The organism is Mycobacterium sp. ITM-2016-00317 (assembly GCF_002968295.1).
GTDB lineage: Bacteria > Actinomycetota > Actinomycetes > Mycobacteriales > Mycobacteriaceae > Mycobacterium.
The window spans coordinates 5,404,801-5,421,498 of the sequence record NZ_CP134399.1 but is presented as its reverse complement, the minus strand read 5'-3'; the positions used below and the strand labels follow the sequence as shown (position 1 = coordinate 5,421,498).

General features: G+C 69.7%; 14 protein-coding genes and 1 pseudogene. 10 read left to right on the top strand and 5 right to left on the bottom strand.

Going from position 1 to position 16,698, the window contains the following annotated elements:
- Positions 1-76 precede the first annotated feature (76 nt).
- The 6 genes and pseudogenes from egtA to C6A87_RS25910 all read left to right on the top strand — a co-directional run bounded on the left by egtA (position 77) and on the right by C6A87_RS25910 (position 6,899).
- Positions 77-1,347 (top strand): annotated as a pseudogene (egtA, locus tag C6A87_RS25935) (ergothioneine biosynthesis glutamate--cysteine ligase EgtA).
- The gene (egtB, locus tag C6A87_RS25930) at positions 1,344-2,630 is read left to right on the top strand and encodes an ergothioneine biosynthesis protein EgtB (RefSeq protein ID WP_311114863.1); all 1,287 of its coding nucleotides are present in this window, start codon (positions 1,344-1,346) and stop codon (positions 2,628-2,630) included. The pseudogene egtA and the gene egtB overlap by 4 nt, the downstream one beginning before the upstream one ends.
- Positions 2,630-3,319 (top strand): ergothioneine biosynthesis protein EgtC, encoded by a 690-nt coding sequence (egtC, locus tag C6A87_RS25925; protein ID WP_311114862.1) that lies wholly within the window; start codon positions 2,630-2,632, stop codon positions 3,317-3,319. The genes egtB and egtC overlap by 1 nt, the downstream gene beginning before the upstream one ends.
- Positions 3,319-4,311, top strand: coding sequence for an L-histidine N(alpha)-methyltransferase (egtD, locus tag C6A87_RS25920; protein WP_311114861.1), 993 nt, complete (start codon positions 3,319-3,321; stop codon positions 4,309-4,311). The genes egtC and egtD overlap by 1 nt, the downstream gene beginning before the upstream one ends.
- The gene (gene egtE / locus C6A87_RS25915; protein ID WP_311114860.1) at positions 4,308-5,387 is read left to right on the top strand and encodes an ergothioneine biosynthesis PLP-dependent enzyme EgtE; all 1,080 of its coding nucleotides are present in this window, start codon (positions 4,308-4,310) and stop codon (positions 5,385-5,387) included. The genes egtD and egtE overlap by 4 nt, the downstream gene beginning before the upstream one ends.
- 99 nt (positions 5,388-5,486) lie before the next feature.
- Positions 5,487-6,899 (top strand): cation:dicarboxylate symporter family transporter, encoded by a 1,413-nt coding sequence (locus C6A87_RS25910; RefSeq protein WP_311114859.1) that lies wholly within the window; start codon positions 5,487-5,489, stop codon positions 6,897-6,899.
- Between the two features lie 3 nt (positions 6,900-6,902).
- Here the strand turns inward: C6A87_RS25910 and C6A87_RS25905 are convergent, their stop codons facing one another.
- The gene (locus C6A87_RS25905) at positions 6,903-7,577 is read right to left on the bottom strand and encodes a class I SAM-dependent methyltransferase (RefSeq protein ID WP_311114858.1); all 675 of its coding nucleotides are present in this window, start codon (positions 7,575-7,577) and stop codon (positions 6,903-6,905) included.
- A 208-nt stretch (positions 7,578-7,785) separates the two neighbouring features.
- Between C6A87_RS25905 and C6A87_RS25900 the strand changes: the two genes are divergently transcribed.
- Both C6A87_RS25900 and C6A87_RS25895 read left to right on the top strand, forming a co-directional pair.
- Positions 7,786-8,382: a hypothetical protein gene (locus C6A87_RS25900; RefSeq protein ID WP_311114857.1), complete on the top strand. Its 597-nt coding sequence runs from the start codon at positions 7,786-7,788 to the stop codon at positions 8,380-8,382.
- Entirely contained in the window at positions 8,379-9,386 is a 1,008-nt protein-coding gene (locus C6A87_RS25895) for a PrsW family glutamic-type intramembrane protease (RefSeq protein ID WP_311114856.1), read from the top strand. The genes C6A87_RS25900 and C6A87_RS25895 overlap by 4 nt, the downstream gene beginning before the upstream one ends.
- On the opposite strand, the gene C6A87_RS25890 is transcribed toward C6A87_RS25895, so the two are convergent.
- Both C6A87_RS25890 and C6A87_RS25885 read right to left on the bottom strand, forming a co-directional pair.
- A complete protein-coding gene (locus tag C6A87_RS25890) occupies positions 9,377-10,861 on the bottom strand; it encodes a glutamate--cysteine ligase (protein ID WP_311114855.1) in 1,485 nt (494 codons plus the stop codon). The genes C6A87_RS25895 and C6A87_RS25890 overlap by 10 nt on opposite strands.
- A 10-nt stretch (positions 10,862-10,871) precedes the next feature.
- Positions 10,872-11,633, bottom strand: coding sequence for a class I SAM-dependent methyltransferase (locus C6A87_RS25885; protein ID WP_311118085.1), 762 nt, complete (start codon positions 11,631-11,633; stop codon positions 10,872-10,874).
- Between the two features lie 9 nt (positions 11,634-11,642).
- On the opposite strand from C6A87_RS25885, the gene glpK reads away from it, so the two are divergent.
- The gene (glpK, locus tag C6A87_RS25880; protein ID WP_311114854.1) at positions 11,643-13,160 is read left to right on the top strand and encodes a glycerol kinase GlpK; all 1,518 of its coding nucleotides are present in this window, start codon (positions 11,643-11,645) and stop codon (positions 13,158-13,160) included.
- 5 nt (positions 13,161-13,165) lie between these two features.
- Here glpK and C6A87_RS25875 read toward each other — a convergent pair whose 3' ends face one another.
- Positions 13,166-14,017, bottom strand: coding sequence for an SDR family NAD(P)-dependent oxidoreductase (locus tag C6A87_RS25875; RefSeq protein WP_311114853.1), 852 nt, complete (start codon positions 14,015-14,017; stop codon positions 13,166-13,168).
- A gap of 173 nt (positions 14,018-14,190) precedes the next feature.
- On the opposite strand from C6A87_RS25875, the gene C6A87_RS25870 reads away from it, so the two are divergent.
- Positions 14,191-15,048 carry a helix-turn-helix transcriptional regulator gene (locus C6A87_RS25870; RefSeq protein ID WP_311114852.1) on the top strand — a complete coding sequence of 286 codons (858 nt, stop codon included), beginning with the start codon at positions 14,191-14,193 and terminating at the stop codon, positions 15,046-15,048.
- On the opposite strand, the gene C6A87_RS25865 is transcribed toward C6A87_RS25870, so the two are convergent.
- On the bottom strand, positions 15,049-16,671 hold the full coding sequence (locus tag C6A87_RS25865) for a peptide chain release factor 3 (RefSeq protein WP_311114851.1): 1,623 nt from the start codon (positions 16,669-16,671) through the stop codon (positions 15,049-15,051).
- Between the last annotated feature and the right edge of the window lie 27 nt (positions 16,672-16,698).

The following is a 16,698-nucleotide window of genomic DNA, read 5'->3' as shown; positions in this document are numbered from 1 at the left end:
TTCACGCGACATTGTCGGTCCGGTCTGGAAGATGGTTACCGAAGCCGATCGTTCCACAGCCGAAGGGGGTGGGCTGATGGCACGCACCGTGGCGTCCGATGACGTCGAAAAGGCCGTGGATCCACTGAGCAGCGCGGAAGCGGCCGCGCACCACATCGTCGGGACGTGCCTGAAAGACGGGCCGGTCGGACCGGTGGGCCTGGAGATCGAGGCGCACTGCTACGACCGGACCGATCCCAGGCGACGGCCCGGCTGGGACGAGTTGCAGGCGGCGATCGCCGCACTGCCCCGGCTTCCCGGCGGCAGCGCGGTCACCGTCGAGCCCGGCGGCGCGGTGGAACTGTCGGGTCCTCCCGGTGCGGACGCGGCAACCGCGGTCGCGGCCATGACCTCCGACCGTGTCGTGCTGCGCGAGGAGTTCGCGCGTGCCGGGCTCGGGCTGGTGCTGCTGGGAGCCGACCCGCTGCGCCCGTCCGAGCGCATCAATCCCGGCGCGCGGTACTCGGCGATGGAGACGTTCTTCCGGGCCAGCGACACCGGCGCCGCAGGCGCGGCGATGATGACCGCGACGGCCTCCGTACAGGTCAACCTCGAGGCGGGGCCGAAGCCGGGTTGGGCCGACCGGGTCCGGCTGGCCCACGCGCTGGGCCCCACGATGATCGCGATCGCGGCGAACTCGCCGATCCTGGGTAGCGACGTCACCGGATGGCAGTCCACCCGGCAATTGGTGTGGAGCCGGCTGGACTCGGCCCGCTGCGGGCCGATCCTCGGGGCCAGCGGGGACGACCCGGCCAGCGACTGGGCCGGCTACGCGCTGCGCGCGCCGGTCATGCTGGTGCACAACCCGGATCCGGAGCCGGTCACGCAGTGGGCGTCGTTCGCCGACTGGGCGGCGGGCGCGTACTCCTCGGCGGCCGCAGACCGACCTCCGCCGATCTCGACTACCACCTGACCACGCTGTTCCCGCCCGTGCGGCCGCGCGGCTTCCTCGAGGTGCGCTACCTCGACAGCGTTCCCGAGACGGTATGGCCCGCGGTCGTGCACACGCTGACCGCGCTGCTCGACGACCCGGCCGCCGCCGCCGTCGCCGCCGAGGCCACCGAACCGGTGGCCACCGCGTGGGACCGTGCCGCCCGGCTCGGCCTGCAGGACCCGAGCCTGCACCGCGCCGCGATCCGGTGTGTGCACGCCGCGGCCGAGCGGGTACCGGCCCCGCTCGAGGAATCGATGACGATGCTCGTACGTTCGGTGGAGCAGGGCCGCTGCCCGGCCGACGACTTCGCCGACCGGGTGGCGACCCACGGGATCGCCCCCGCGGTCACCGAACTGGCGCAAGGGGAGTTGTGACGACACGCGAGGAACTGGCCGACGGGCTGAGCACGGCCAGGGACCGCACGCTGCGGCTGGTCGACTTCGACGACGCCGAGCTGCGGCGCCAGTACGACCCGCTGATGAGCCCGCTGGTCTGGGATCTCGCCCACGTCGGGCAGCAGGAGGAGTTCTGGCTGCTGCGCGGCGGCGACCCGAACCGGCCGGGTCTGCTCTCCGCGCAGGTGGACCAGTTGTACGACGCGTTCGTGCACTCGCGTGCCAGCCGCGTCGACCTGCCGCTGCTCCCGCCGACCGACGCGCGCAGCTACTGCGCCACCGTCCGCGGCAAGGTGCTCGACGCGCTGGACACACTGCCCGACGACCATCCCGACGCGTTCACGTTCGGGTTGGTGGTCAGCCACGAGAACCAGCACGGCGAGACCATGCTGCAAGCGCTGAACCTGCGCCCGGGTACGCCGCTGCTCGACCGCGGCGCGCCGCTGCCGCAGGGACGCCCCGGGGTGGCAGGCACCTCGGTGCTGGTCCCCGGCGGGGAGTTCACGCTCGGCGTGGACGCCGCGGCCGAACCGTACTCCCTGGACAACGAGCGCCCGGCGCACACCGTCGACGTGCCGTCCTTCCGCATCGGCCGCGTCCCGGTCACCAACGCGGAGTGGCAGCAGTTCATCGACGACGGCGGCTACCGCGAGCCGCGATGGTGGGCCGGGCCGGGCTGGGAGCACCGTCTCAAGGCCGGCCTGGCGGCACCGATGTTCTGGAACGCCGGCACCCGGACCCGCTTCGGGTACGTCGAGGACATCCCCGGCGACGAGCCCGTCCAGCACGTCACCTTCTACGAGGCCGAGGCGTACGCGGCCTGGGCCGGGGCGCGGCTGCCGACCGAGATCGAGTGGGAGAAGGCCTGCGCGTGGGATCCGGCGACCGGCAGCAGGCGCCGCTACCCGTGGGGTGCGGCCGCACCGACCACCGACGTCGCGAACCTCGGCGGGGAGTCGCTGCGGCCGGCGCCCGTCGGGGCGTACCCGCACAGCGCGTCCGCATACGGCGCCGAGCAGATGCTCGGCGATGTGTGGGAGTGGACCACCTCGACGCTGCGCCCGTGGCCGGGCTTCACGCCGATGATCTACCGGCAGTACTCGCAGCCCTTCTTCGACGGCACCGCATCGGGCGAGTACCGGGTGTTGCGCGGCGGTTCGTGGGCGGTGGCTCCGGACATCCTGCGACCCAGTTTCCGCAACTGGGACCATCCGATCCGCAGACAGATCTTCTCGGGCGTGCGCCTGGCCTGGGATGCGTGATGTGTAGACACCTGGCCTGGCTGGGCGCACCGGTCTCGGTCGCATCGCTGGTCCTGGACCCGCCGTCGGGACTGCTGGTGCAGTCCTATGCGCCGCGCAGACAGAAGCACGGGTTGATGAACGCCGACGGCTGGGGCGTCGGCTTCTTCGACGGCGCAGCCGCCCGGCGCTGGCGCAGCGCCGCGCCGCTGTGGGGTGATCCGTCCTTCGCCTCCGTCGCGCCCGCGTTGCACAGCAGTTGCGTGGTGGCCGCGGTGCGTTCGGCCAGCGTCGGCATGCCCATCGAAGCGTCGGCGTCCGCGCCGTTCACCGACGGCACCTGGTTGCTGTCGCACAACGGCCTCGTCGACCGCGCGGTGCTGCCGGCGTCATCGCACGCCGAGTCCACCAATGACAGTGCGCTTCTCGCCGCGCTGATCTTCGGCCGCGGCATGGACGCCCTCGGCGACACCGTCTCCGGCGTCGCCGCCGCCGACCCGAACGCGCGGCTGAACATCCTGGCCGGCGACGGTTCCCGGCTGCTGGCCACCACGTGGGGGGACACGCTGTCGGTGCTGCGCCGCGCCGACGGCGTGGTGGTCGCCAGCGAACCCTACGACGACGACCCGGCGTGGCAGGAAGTGCCGGACCGCCACCTCGTCGAGGTCGACGGCACACGTGTGCGGCTGACCCCGCTGAAAGGATCGTGATGGTTTCACCCTCGGTGTCGATCACCAACCACCTGGCCGCCGACGCCGCGGATGCGGCCCTGCGTCGCGACGTCCGGCACGGCCTCACGCAGACACCGAAAACTCTTCCGCCCAAATGGTTCTACGACTCGGTGGGCAGTGACCTGTTCGATCAGATCACCCGGTTGCCGGAGTATTACCCGACCCGCGCGGAAGCCCAGATCCTGCGCGCCCGCGCCGCCGAGATCGCCGAGGTGTCCGGGGCCGACACCCTCGTCGAGCTCGGAAGCGGGACGTCGGAGAAGACCCGCACGCTGCTCGACGCGCTGCGTGACCGGGGTTCCCTGCGCCGCTTCGTACCGTTCGACGTCGACGCGAGCGTGCTGCGGGACGCCGGCGCGGCGATCCAGGCCGAATACCCCGGCATCGAGGTCGACGCAGTGTGCGGCGATTTCGAGGAGCACCTGGGCATGATCCCGGCTACCGGCCGGCGTCTGGTGGCGTTCCTGGGTTCGACGATCGGCAACCTGACCCCGGGGCCACGCGCAGAGTTCCTCGCCTCGGTCGCCCGGTTCATGCAGCCCGGCGACACGCTGCTGCTCGGCACGGATCTGGTCAAGGACACCGGCCGCCTGGTCCGGGCCTACGACGACAGTGCGGGGGTCACCGCCCGGTTCAACCGCAACGTGTTGACCGTCGTGAACCGCGAACTCGGGGCGGACTTCGACGTCGAGGCCTTTCAGCACGTCGCGCGGTGGAACGCCGCCGAGGAGCGCATCGAGATGTGGCTGCGCTGCACCCGCGCGCAGCGGGTCCACATCGCAGCGCTGGATCTGGCCGTCGATTTCGATGCCGGCGAGCAGATGCTCACCGAGGTGTCCTCCAAATTCCGGCCGTCGAAGGTGGACGACGAACTCGCTGCCGCCGGACTGCGTTGCACGCATTGGTGGACCGACGACGCCGGGGACTTCGGACTGTCCCTGTCGGTCAAATCGGACCTGTCGGTCAAATGACTCTGGCCGAACAGTGGCGCGCGGCGCGCCCGCCGATGGCCGGTGTGCACCTCGACAGTGCGGCCTGCTCCCGCCAGAGCCTGTCGGTGATCGACGCCACGGCCCAGCACGCCCGGCACGAGGCCGAGGTCGGCGGCTACGTGGCCGCCGAGGCGGCTGCGCCCGCACTCGACGCAGGCCGTGCCGCGGTACGGACACTGACCGGGATGGCCGACGCAGCAGTGCATTTCAGCACCGGAGCCAACCATGCGCTGGACATCCTGCTCAGGGACTGGCCGGGGGAGCGCACCCTGGCGTGTCTGCCGGGCGAGTTCGGCCCCAGCCTTGCGGTGATGGCGCGCAACGGTTTCCGGGTCGAGACGCTCCCGGTCGACGAGTTCGGCAGGCTGGACGTCAACGCCGTCGGGGCAGCACTGTCCTCCCATCGGCCCGCGCTCGTGCACTTCACGGTGCTGGCCAGCCACCGCGGCATCGTGCAACCCGTGCACGACATCGCGTCGGCGTGCCGGGGACACGACATCCCGCTGATCGTGGACGCAGCCCAGGGCTTCGCGCACCTCGACCTCACCGGGATCGGCGCCGACGCGGTGTACTCGACGTCGCGCAAGTGGACGGCCGGGCCGCGCGGGGTCGGGGTGCTGGCCACCCGGCCGGGGCTGCTGTCTGAGGACACCGTCACCCGACTTGGCCACGCCGAGACAAATGTCGGTCTCAGGGTGTCGTTCTCCGTCGCCGTGGGTGAATACCTGGCCGCCGGACCCGCCGCGGTGCAGGCGCGGTTGCGTGAGGTCGGGGCGCTGACGCGCACCGCGCTGGCCGATCTGCCGGGCTGGCGGGTGGTGGAACACGTCGACGAGCCCAGCGCCATCACCACCCTGGAGCCCACCGACGGCGCCGACCCGCTGACCGTGCGCGCGCGGCTGATCGCCGAGCATCAGATCGTCACCACCTACCTGGGCGTGGAGCGGGCCCCGCGGGAGATGACCCACCCGGCGTTGCGGGTGTCCCCGCACGTCGACGTCACCGACGCCGACCTGGCCAGGTTCGTCGAGGCGCTGGCCACCGTCACACGCTGAGGCTGCTCGACCAGCGTCCAGCCGTCGGCCCGGCGCACGTGTGTGGGCCGGGTCACATTGGGTTATCCCCGCTTCACCACGCGCGGAGGGACGACGACGATGACACATGCACACGGCGACGCGGCCGACACGGCTGACTCTGGCGAGGCCGGGCCGAAGAAGGCCAAGCGGGACCGCACCCACTGGCTCTACATCATGGTGATCATCGCGGTCATCGCCGGGATCGTGCTCGGGCTGGTCGCCCCGGACGTGGCGTCCTCGCTGGGCGTGCTCGGCGAGTTGTTCGTCAAACTCATCAAGATGATGATCGTCCCGGTCATCTTCTGCACGGTCGTCATCGGTATCGGCAAGGTCCGTGCCGCTGCGTCGGTCGGCAAGGTCGGCGGGCTGGCGATCTCCTACTTCCTGGTCATGTCGACGGTCGCGCTCGCGATAGGTCTGGTCGTCGGCAACCTGATCAGCCCCGGCACCGGGCTGAACGTGCCCAACGATCCGAGCAAGGGTGTCGAACTCGCCGGTGAAGCCGAATCCTCCGGCGACACAACGGACTTCATTGCCAACATCATCCCCTCGACGCTGTTCTCCGCGGTCACCGAGGGCAACGTGCTGCAGGCGCTGTTCGTGGCGCTGCTCGTCGGGTTCGGCATCCAGGGCATGGGTCAGACCGGCGAGGGGCTGCTGAAAGGCATCGAGGCATTGCAGCGGCTGGTGTTCCGCATCCTGATCGGGGTGTTGTGGCTGGCGCCGATCGGCGCGTTCGGCGCGATCGCGGAAGTGGTGGGCGATACCGGCTTCGACGCGGTGATCCAGCTCGGCGTGCTGATGGCGGCCTTCTACATCACCTGCCTGATCTTCATCTTCGGGGTGCTCGGCGCGCTGTTGTGGACGGTGTGCCGGGTCTCGATCTTCAAGCTGGTCCGCTACCTCGCCCGGGAGTACCTGTTGATCGTCGCGACGTCGTCGTCGGAATCGGCACTGCCCCGGCTGATCGCGAAGTTGGAGCACGCCGGCGTGACACCGGCGACGGTCGGCATCGTGGTGCCGACCGGCTACTCGTTCAACCTGGACGGCACCGCGATCTACCTGACGATGGCCTCGCTGTTCATCGCCGACGCGCTGGGCGACCCGCTGTCGATCCCCGAACAACTCGGCCTGCTGGCCTTCATGATCATCGCGTCCAAGGGCGCCGCCGGAGTCAGCGGCGCCGGGCTGGCCACCCTGGCCGCAGGCCTGCAGAGCCACCGGCCCGAACTTCTCGACGGGGTCGGCATCATCGTCGGCATCGACCGCTTCATGTCCGAGGCGCGCGCGCTGACCAACTTCTCCGGCAACTCCGTGGCCACGCTGCTCGTCGGGACCTGGACCGGCACGGTGGACAGCACGCGACTCAACGAGGTGCTCGACGGGGACCGCCCGTTCGACGAGGCGACGATGCTCGACGACGACGACACGGACGGGGGTACCCCACCCGACCGGGAGCCGGCGCGCACCGGCACCACGCCCGCCGGGTAGCCGCTAGCTGTCTTTGTGTGCGGACAGCAGGAACGCCTGTATCCGCATCCGGCCGCGCTCGTCGAGCATATCCAGCGGAGGGGGCGGCATACCGGGCAACTTCGGCACGTTCGTGTGGATCAACGCGGGACGGATGTCGTCGATCGTCCAGTACTGCGAAACCGCATCCCGCAGTTCGAGTTCGGTCACCTCGTTGGGGCCGCCTTCCATCTCGGCCGGGAACGCGCCCCTGGCGAAGACCAGCACGAAGAAACCCGCGCCCGGTGCGGCGGCCCGGTGCACGGACCGCAGGTAGGCATCGCGGGACTCCACCGGCATCGAATGGAACAGCGTGCTGTCCACGACGGTGGAGAACCGGCCGTCGAAGCCGGTGAGCGCGGTGATGTCGGCGGCGACGAACGACGCACGCTCCGACAACCCGCGCTCGGCGGCCGCCGCGGTCGCCGCGGAGATCGCCGTGGGGCTGACATCGACACCGGTCACGGTGTAGCCGTCGGCGGCCAGCGCCAGAGACAACTCGGCATGGCCGCAGCCCGCGTCGAGCACCTCGCTGCGGAACTTGCCGTCGCGCCACAGCGCCGCCAGTTCCGGCTGAGGTTCGCCGCTGTTCCACGGCGGCTCACCCTCGAACCCGCCCTCGCCCCGGTACACACCGTCCCAGTCCATCACCTCGGCCATGCATTTACGCTACCCGCGCGCCCACCTAGCGAACTCGAACGCCAAGAGATTCAACTATTCGGCAACGAAGTCTGGGCTGGGCCGCCGACGCGCAGCCCGGGATGCTGCACACTGTTGGCCAGCGGCATTGACCAACTCGAACCAGATCGGCATCAGTTCAGCGGATTTTTCACCGGCCGTTGTGTCGTCACTGCTAACCTGCCGTTTTGTGAGCAGCGAACTCGCACAGGCGGAGGCGCAACCGTCGACGGCGGCCGAGGACATCGTGGTCGGGCGCCGACGCCTCACCGGCAAGCGCGCCGCGCTCGCACTGGTGGCCGGGATGCTCGCCGTGCCGGTCGTTCCGGCGTTCCTGGCGCTCGGATCCGACGACCCGGCCCCGTCCGCAGACGGTCAGACCGTCGAGGTGGCAACCGAGTCCGGCGAAGTCATCTCCACGGTGCCGCCGGACGGCTGGGAGGTCGCTTCGCTGCCCGGCGGGGTGGTGTGGCGGTCCGGGGACGCCTTCGTCCACATCGAGGCGCACGACCTGGATGGCCGCGACGCGGAAGCGGTAGGGGAGCGCCTCATGCAGATCGACCGGAGGCGGGGCTTCTCAGCCGCTTACGACGGAGGTCAGGCACAGTCCGGCGACGGCCGGCTGACCGGGCAGACCTGCGTCGTCACCGCTGCGGGCATGCCCGGCGCCTGCGCGGTGATCGCCGACGACGAGGTAGTGGTGCTGGTGCACACTCTCGGAGACGTCGACACTCCCGCACCGCCGCTGCAGGATCTGCTCGCCGCGATCGGCAGGGCCGACCGGTGACCGCGCTACCCATGCGTGCGGAGGTGGTGTACCGGCCCTATTCCGCGGTGTTCTGGGTGTGGATCGGCGCCATGGTGCTCGGCACGTGGCAGCTGCTGTCCGGCTCGGGGGCCGCGTACGCCGAAACAAGACAGACCCACATCGCGCTCGCTCCGGTGTGGATCGCGTTCATGGCCCTGCTGGTGTGGCTGATCACCCGCTTCGATCCGTTCCGGGCTGCGGTGCGGTATCCGCAGATGCTGCTCGCGGGCGCTGCACTCGGCGGAACCGTCGCGCTGGCCATGGCCGCGTCGGCCAACACAACTCTGGAACAGGTGTGGGCCTCGGTCCTCGACCCGGTGACCCTGTCGCGGTGGGCGCCTGCGCTGACCGCCCCGTTTGTCGAAGAGGCTGCCAAATTGAGCTGTGCGGCAGTGATTCTGGTGCTCTGCGCGGCGGTCTGTACCCGAATCAGCCACGCTCTGCTCGTCGGCATGTTCGTCGGCTTCGGCTTCGACGTGATGGAGGATCTGACCTATGCCACGACGGGCGCGCTGGCCAGCCTCGATTCCGACCTGAGCGGCGCCGGCCAGCAGATGTTCGGCCGGATCGTCACGTCGGTCCCGTCGCACTGGGCGTTCACGGGCCTGACCACGGTCGGATTGCTGTTGTTGCTCCCGACTTTCAGCAACCCGAGCGGATGGAGCCGGATGCGGCGGATCGGCACGGCGATCCTGCTGCTGGCGGCCGGGCCGCTGATGCACTTCGTCTGGAACGCACCGGCGCCGGAAAGCGTGCTGGCCAAGATGGCGTTCAACCTCATCCTCTTCCTGACCGTTGCGATCCTGCTGCTGCGGGAGGAGCGACGCTGGGTGGAGTCGCACAGCGACAAGGCGGTTCGAGCGGGCTTCGCGCCGGAACTGGTCGCCTCGCTTCCCACCTGGCGCGGCAGGCGCCGGGTGCCGGGCAAGCGCAGAGAGGTCCGTCGCCGGCAGCGCGCCGCGCTCGCGGCGATTCAGGCCTGAGCAGGCAGGTCCCAGGTGTGCACCGGGTCGTTGGAATGCATGCGTTCGCAGTACAACCGGAGCATCTCGGCCAGGGCCTCGGGGCGGCTCATCCCGCGGCCCTGCAGGGCGGTGACGGCGGCGACCTGCCAGGCCGCGCCGTTGCGGCCGGTCTTGGCGCGGCCCTCGATCACCCCGAGGTAGCGGTCCCGCACCTCGGCAGCAACACCCCACCGGCGCAACCCCTCGTCGGCCATCGGCAGCAGTTGCCGCAGGACAAGCTCGTCGGGGGTGACCTCACCCACGCCCGGCCAGTACAGCCGCGCCTCCATCCCGTGGTGCGCGGCGGCGGTGAAGTTCGCCTCGGCCGCAGCGAAACTCATCTTGGTCCACAGCGGTCGGTCCTCCTCGGACAGCGACCGCAGCATCCCGTAGTAGAAGGCCGAATTGGCCATCATGTCGAGCACCGTCGGTCCCGCCGGCAGTACCCGGTTCTCGACGCGAAGGTGGGGCCGGCCGTCGACGATGTCGTACACCGGCCGGTTCCACCGGTAAATGGTTCCGTTGTGCAGCCGCAGTTCCGAAAGTTGCGGGGTGCGGCCCGCGGCGAGTTCGGCGAGCGGGTCCTCGTCGGAGACTTCGGGTAGCAGGGACGGGAAGTACCGCACGTTCTCCTCGAACAAGTCGAAGATCGAGGTGATCCAGCGTTCCCCGAACCAGACGCGCGGCCGCACCCCCTGGGTCTTGAGTTCCTCGGGGCGAGTGTCGGTCGCCTGGGCGAACAGTTCGATACGGGTCTCGGCCCACAGGTGATGGCCGAAGAAGTACGGCGAGTTGGCGCCCAGCGCCAGCTGCGGACCAGCCAGCACCTGGGCTGCGTTCCAGTTGTCGGCGAAATCGGCGGGGGACACCTGCAGATGTAATTGCATGCTGGTACAGGCAGATTCAGGGGCGATCGTGGCGGCCTGCAGGCTCAGGGGCTCGGGGCCGGCGATGTCGATCATGATGTCCTCACCGCGCGCGGTGAAGATCGAGTCGTTGAGGGCCTGGTAGCGCGTGGACTCGCTCATCCAGCCGTCCGACAGGTGCTCGGGCATCAGTGTGGGCAGGATGCCGACCATCACGATGTGCGAGCCGTCGGCGCCGGCCTTGGATTCCGCGGCGTTCAGGCTGGCGCGGACGTCGTCTTCGAGATCGAGGGCTGCCCGCCCCGGTAACCGGCGCGGCGGCACGTTGAACTCGATGTTGTAGGCGCCCAGTTCGGTCTGATACGCGGGATCGGCGATCGCCGCCAGCACCTCGGAGTTGTTCATCGCCGGTTGGTAGCCGGAGTCGACGAGGTTGCACTCGATCTCCATGCCGGTCAGCGGCTTCTCGAAGTCGAAGCTGGACTGGGCCAGCATCGTCTCGAACACGTCGAGACACAGCTGCACCTTGCGGCGGTACTCGCGCCGGTGCGCGCGGCTGAACTCGGTCTGCTTCAGTTCCTCGCCCACGGGCCCAAGCCTATCGGCGCGAGGCCACCGCGACCTGCGGACCGAACAACCCGCCGCGCAACTCGATGTCGACCGGCGGATCGGCGTAGGCCGCCAGCGCGCGCAGCGCCGAGGGACTGTAGGCGCGCAGCGAGCTGATCAGCCCGTCGTGCACAAACGGGATGAGCGGCGCCCACGGCGCCATCGCGGCCAGCCGCAGTACGTGCAGCGGGGCCGGCGGGCGTGGGAGGTCGATGATGAGCAGCTTGTCGGCCGCACGGGTGCCCTCGGCGATCACCCGGGCGGCGTCCTCGGGCGCCAAGTGGTGCAGCGACAACACGAACACCGCAAGGTCGAACTCGCCGTCCGCGGCGTCCAGCGCCGTCGCGTCCATCCGGCGGACCGTCGCCCGCGGATGCGACCCCAGGTCGCCGGCGGCGATCGCCGCCGGCGCGTCGGCGTCGACGTCGGTGACGGTCAACCGGGCGCTCGGATGCCATTCGAGCAGCTTTCGGGACAACCCGCCGTGGCCCGCGCCCAGCTCCAGGATCCGCGGATCGGGGACGTCGGCCACCTCGTCGAGCGCGATCTCGGCGAACTTCTCGTGGTTGCCGAACACCTCGCCGGTCCAGTCCAGCGCCCGGATCACGCTGCGCCTGACCGATTCGTCCACGTCGGGGCGGTCCAGGTACTCGCGCCGGTCGGTCTGCAGCAGCCGGTCCAGACACGACGCCCGCGGTCCGCCGCGCGGCATCGTGGAAATGTCGGTGGTGTCTGCGGGCATGTGGTCCATCATGGACGAATGGCCGACTTCGTCGCTGCAATCGACCAGGGCACCACCAGCACCCGGTGCATGATCTTCGACCACGACGGCGCCGAGGTGGGCCGTCACCAGCTCGAACACGAACAGATCCTGCCCAAGGCGGGCTGGGTGGAGCACAACCCGGTGGAGATCTGGGAACGCACCGGTTCGGTGCTGGCCACCGCGCTGAACCGGACGAACCTGACGACCACCGACCTCGTGGGGTTGGGCATCACCAATCAGCGCGAGACCTCGCTGGTGTGGAACCGGCGCACCGGGCGGCCCTACTACAACGCGATCGTCTGGCAGGACACTCGTACCGACCGGATCGCGTCCGCGCTGGAGCGCGACGGCCGCGGCGACGTGATCCGGCAGAAGGCCGGCCTGCCGCTGGCCACCTACTTCTCCGGCGGAAAGCTGCAGTGGCTGCTGGAGAACGTCGACGGGCTGCGTGCCGACGCCGAGAAGGGCGATGCGCTCTTCGGGACCACCGACACCTGGGTGCTGTGGAATTTGACCGGCGGGCACCGCGGCGGAGTGCACGTCACCGACGTCACCAACGCCAGCCGCACCATGCTGATGAACCTGGAGACGCTGGACTGGGACGACGAACTGCTGGGGTTCTTCGACATCCCGCGTCAGATGCTGCCCGAGATCAAGCCGTCGTCGTCGCCGAAACCGTACGGCCTGACCGTCGAGACCGGACCGGCCGACGGCGAGCTGCCGATCACGGGGATCCTCGGTGACCAGCAGGCCGCGATGGTCGGGCAGGTGTGCCTGGACGCCGGTGAAGCCAAGAACACCTACGGCACAGGCAATTTCCTGCTCCTGAACACCGGCGAGGAGATCGTGCGGTCGCAGAACGGCCTACTGACCACGGTCTGCTACCAGTTCGGTGACGCCAAACCCGTGTACGCGCTGGAGGGTTCGATCGCGGTGACCGGATCGGCGGTGCAGTGGCTGCGCGACCAGCTCGGCATCATCAGCGGCGCGGCCCAGAGTGAGTCATTGGCCCGGCAGGTCGAGGACAACGGCGGGGTGTACTTCGTGCCCGCGTTCTCCGGGCTGTTCGCGCCGTACTGGCGGTCGGATGCCCGGGGCGCGATCGTCGGGTTGTCCCGGTTCAACACCAACGCGCACGTGGCGCGCGCGACGTTGGAGGCGATCTGCTACCAGAGTCGCGACGTCGTCGACGCGATGGAAGCCGATTCCGGTGTGCACCTTGAGGTCCTGAAAGTCGACGGTGGCATCACCGCCAACGATCTGTGCATGCAGATCCAGGCCGACGTGCTCGGGGTCGACGTGGTCAAACCGGTCGTCGCCGAGACCACGGCCCTGGGCGCGGCCTACGCCGCCGGGCTGGCCGTCGGATTCTGGGACGGCCCGGACGATCTGCGGGCCAACTGGCAGGAGGGCAAGCGCTGGTCCCCGCAATGGTCCGAGGACCAGCGCTCGGCCGGTCACGCCGGGTGGCGCAAAGCCGTGCAGCGCACCCTGGACTGGGTCGACGTCGACTGACCCCGCTACCGGTGGTCGGTGGTCAGCGCGAGGTCGCGGCCGGCTTTCACGTCGTTGGTCAGCGTGTCGATCTCGGCCTGCGCGAGCGCGATTGCATCTGACCCCAGCAGCTGATGCAGTGGGCCGTCACCGCGCACCACGACGTCGATGATGGCCTCGGCACCCCTGGCCGGGTCGCCGAGCTGGCTGCCCTGCAGCTGCAGGTGCTGCTCGGTCATCTGCCGGATCGCCGGGTAGGCATCGCCGGCCGCGGTGGGCAGGGTCAGTGAATCGGAGGTCAGGAAGTCGGTCCGGAAGTAGCCGGGCTCGACGATCGTCACCTTGACGCCGAAGTCGGCCACCTCTGCGGCCAGCGCCTCGCTCAGCCCGTTGAGCGCGAACTTGCCCGCGCAGTACAGTGCCCACCCGGGCATCGCGGTCAGCCCGAGGATCGACGACACGTTGACGATGTGCCCGCTGCGTGCGGCCCGCAGATGGGGGATACTGGCGCGCAGTACATTCCAGGCGCCGAACAGCTGCACGTCGAACAGCTGACGCGCCTCGGCGTCGGTGGTCTCCTCGACCGCGCCGATGAAGCCGTAACCGGCGTTGTTCACCACCACGTCCAGGCCGCCGAACCGGTCCACGGTGCCGTCGACCGCCGCGCGGACCGCCGCGGCATCGGCGAGATCGACCTCCAGTGCCAGCAGCCGTTCGGTGTCCACGCCGGACAGCGCGGCGTGCAGCCGGTCGACCGAGCGGGTGGTCGCCGCGACGTTGTCGCCGCGCGACAGCAGCTGCCGGACGAGTTCGGCGCCGAGGCCGCGGGACGTGCCGGTGACGAACCAGGTGGCCGGGGCGGCGGTGGGGTAGGACATGCTCACTCCTTGAGAGGGGATGGGGCCGAACTCTTTTGGGAACGGCATGGTCCCAGTGTGCGAGTCCGATCGCCGCTGTGGAGGCACCCAACGGGTCCTGTCCGACCCAGGCCGCAGCAACCTGGGACTCGTTGTCCTACGTTGCGGGCGCCCGTTTCTGCCAAGATGGCGAGATGGCCGGTGCCAACCGCGAACTCGCCGATTTCCTCAAACGCTCACGCAGCGCCGTCGACCCGGACCGGGCCGGACTGCCCGCCGACGGACGGGTGCGCCGGGTGCCGGGACTGCGGCGCGAGGAGGTCGCGCTGCTGGCCGGCGTCTCGACCGACTACTACACGCGGCTGGAGCAGGGCCGCCGGATCACCCCGTCCGACGCCGTGCTCGACGGGATCGCCCGCGCGCTGGACCTGGACGCCACCGGGCGCGCACACCTGGGCCACCTGGTCGGTGCGCCGTCCGGACAGCGCAAGACGTCGCGACCGGTGCAGCGGGTCAGGCCCGGGCTGTACCAACTGCTCGACTCACTCGACGGAGCGCCGGCGATGATCCTGGGCCGTCGCACCGACGTGCTGGCCACCAACCGCGCCGCCCGGGTGCTGTTCGCCGACTTCGATGCGATGCCGCCGCGCGAACGTAACTACGCACGCTGGATGTTCACCTCGGAGCAGGCGCGAAACCTGTTCGCAGACTGGGAGGTTCAGGCGCGAACCGCTGTCGAGAACCTGCGCCTGGACGTCGGCGCCGACCCCACCGACCCGGCCGCCGGTGAACTCGTCGCCGAACTGTCGGTCGTCAGCGCGCAATTCCGGACCTGGTGGTCCGAACATCGGGTCTTCCAACGGACTTACGGCACCAAGCGGCTACGGCATGCCGTCGTCGGTGAGCTGACTGTCGACTACGAGACGTTCACGATGCCCGGCGACGCGGACCAGGTGCTGTTCGTCTACACCACCGAGGCGGGTAGCCCGTCCAGGGATGCGCTGAACCTGCTGCTCAGCTGGAGCGCCACCCCGTCCGTCGACGCCGAGTGATCACTGACCGGCGGCGACCAGTTCCCGCAACTGCATCGCCGGGTTCTCCCGCTGCACGGTCTCCAGGCGCCACTTCGTGGAGAACACCGCCAGCAGCACACCGTCGCTGCGGGTGAACACCTCCACCGCCGCCATCTTCTGCAGCGCCTCGGCGTCCTCGGGATCACAGATCCGGGCCACCGTGTAGGGCAGCGATTCCAGCGCGATCGGGGCGCCGAACTCGCCGGCCATCCGGTGGCTGGCCACCTCGAACTGCATCGGCCCGACGGCGGCCAGGACCGGGGCCTGCTCGCCGCGCCGGTCCGAGCGCAGCACCTGCACCACGCCTTCCTGGTCGAGCTGCTCGATGCCCTTGCGGAACTGCTTGTGCTTGCTCGGGTCGGTGCCGCGCGCGACGGAGAAGTGCTCGGGCGAGAAGCTCGGGATCGGCGGGTACTGCACCGCGACGTCCTGGTAGAGCGTGTCGCCCGGGCGCAGCGAGGCGGCGTTGGCCAGGCCGATCACGTCACCGGGCCACGCGGTGTCCAGCGTCGAGCGCTGCTGCCCGAAGACCGACTGCGCGTACTTGGTGACGAACGGTTTACCGGTGGTGGCGTGGGTGAGGACGTCACCGCGCTCGAAGGTGCCCGAACACACCCGCGCGTAGGCGATCCGGTCGCGGTGCGCGGAGTCCATGCCCGCCTGCACCTTGAAGACGAACGCGCTGAACGGCGCCGCCGCCTCGCGGCGGTTGCCGTCGACGTCGACCTGCCCGCTCGGTGACGGGGCCAGCTGGGCCAGCACGTCGAGGAGCTGGTTGACACCGAAATTCAGTGCCGCAGAGGTGAACAGCACCGGCGTCGAGGTGCAGTCGAGGAACGTCTCGGCATCGAAGTCGGCACCGTCGGCGCTGAGCAGCTCGGACTCCTCGATCGCGTTGTCCCAGTCGACACCCGCCGCGTCATGCGCCCTGTCCGGGTCGATGTGCTCCTCAGGAGCCGCGGTGGCACCGCCTGCGGTGCGGGTGAAGCGGATGAACTTGCCGGTACGCCGGTCCAGCACCCCCTTGAAGTCACCCGCGATGCCGACCGGCCACGTCAGCGGCGTGGGCCGCAGCCCGATCCGCGACTGGATCTCGTCCATCAACTCCAGCGCGTGCCGGCCGGGGCGATCCCACTTGTTGACCACCGTGATGATCGGGATCCGGCGGTGGCGACAGACCTGGAAGAGCTTCAGTGTCTGCGGCTCGAGACCCTTGGCGGCGTCGATCAGCATCACCGCCGAGTCCACGGCGGTCAGCACCCGGTAGGTGTCCTCGGAGAAGTCCGCGTGCCCGGGGGTGTCGAGCAGGTTGATGACGCAGGTGTCGCCGGCCTGCGTGGTGTACGGGAACTGCATGGCCGTCGAGGTGATGGAGATGCCGCGGGCCTTCTCCATCTCCATCCAGTCCGACACCGTGGCCCTGCGGCCGGCTTTGCCGTGGATGGCGCCGGCCTCGGTGATCGCCTTGGCATGCAGAACCAGGGCCTCGGTCAGGGTGGACTTGCCGGCGTCGGGGTGGCTGATCACTGCGAACGTTCTGCGGCGTCGCGCCTCGGTCGAGACGAGGTCGGATCGAGGCCCCGTCGCGGTGGAATTCGTCATTGTGCAGCCGATTTTATTGGCCGCGGA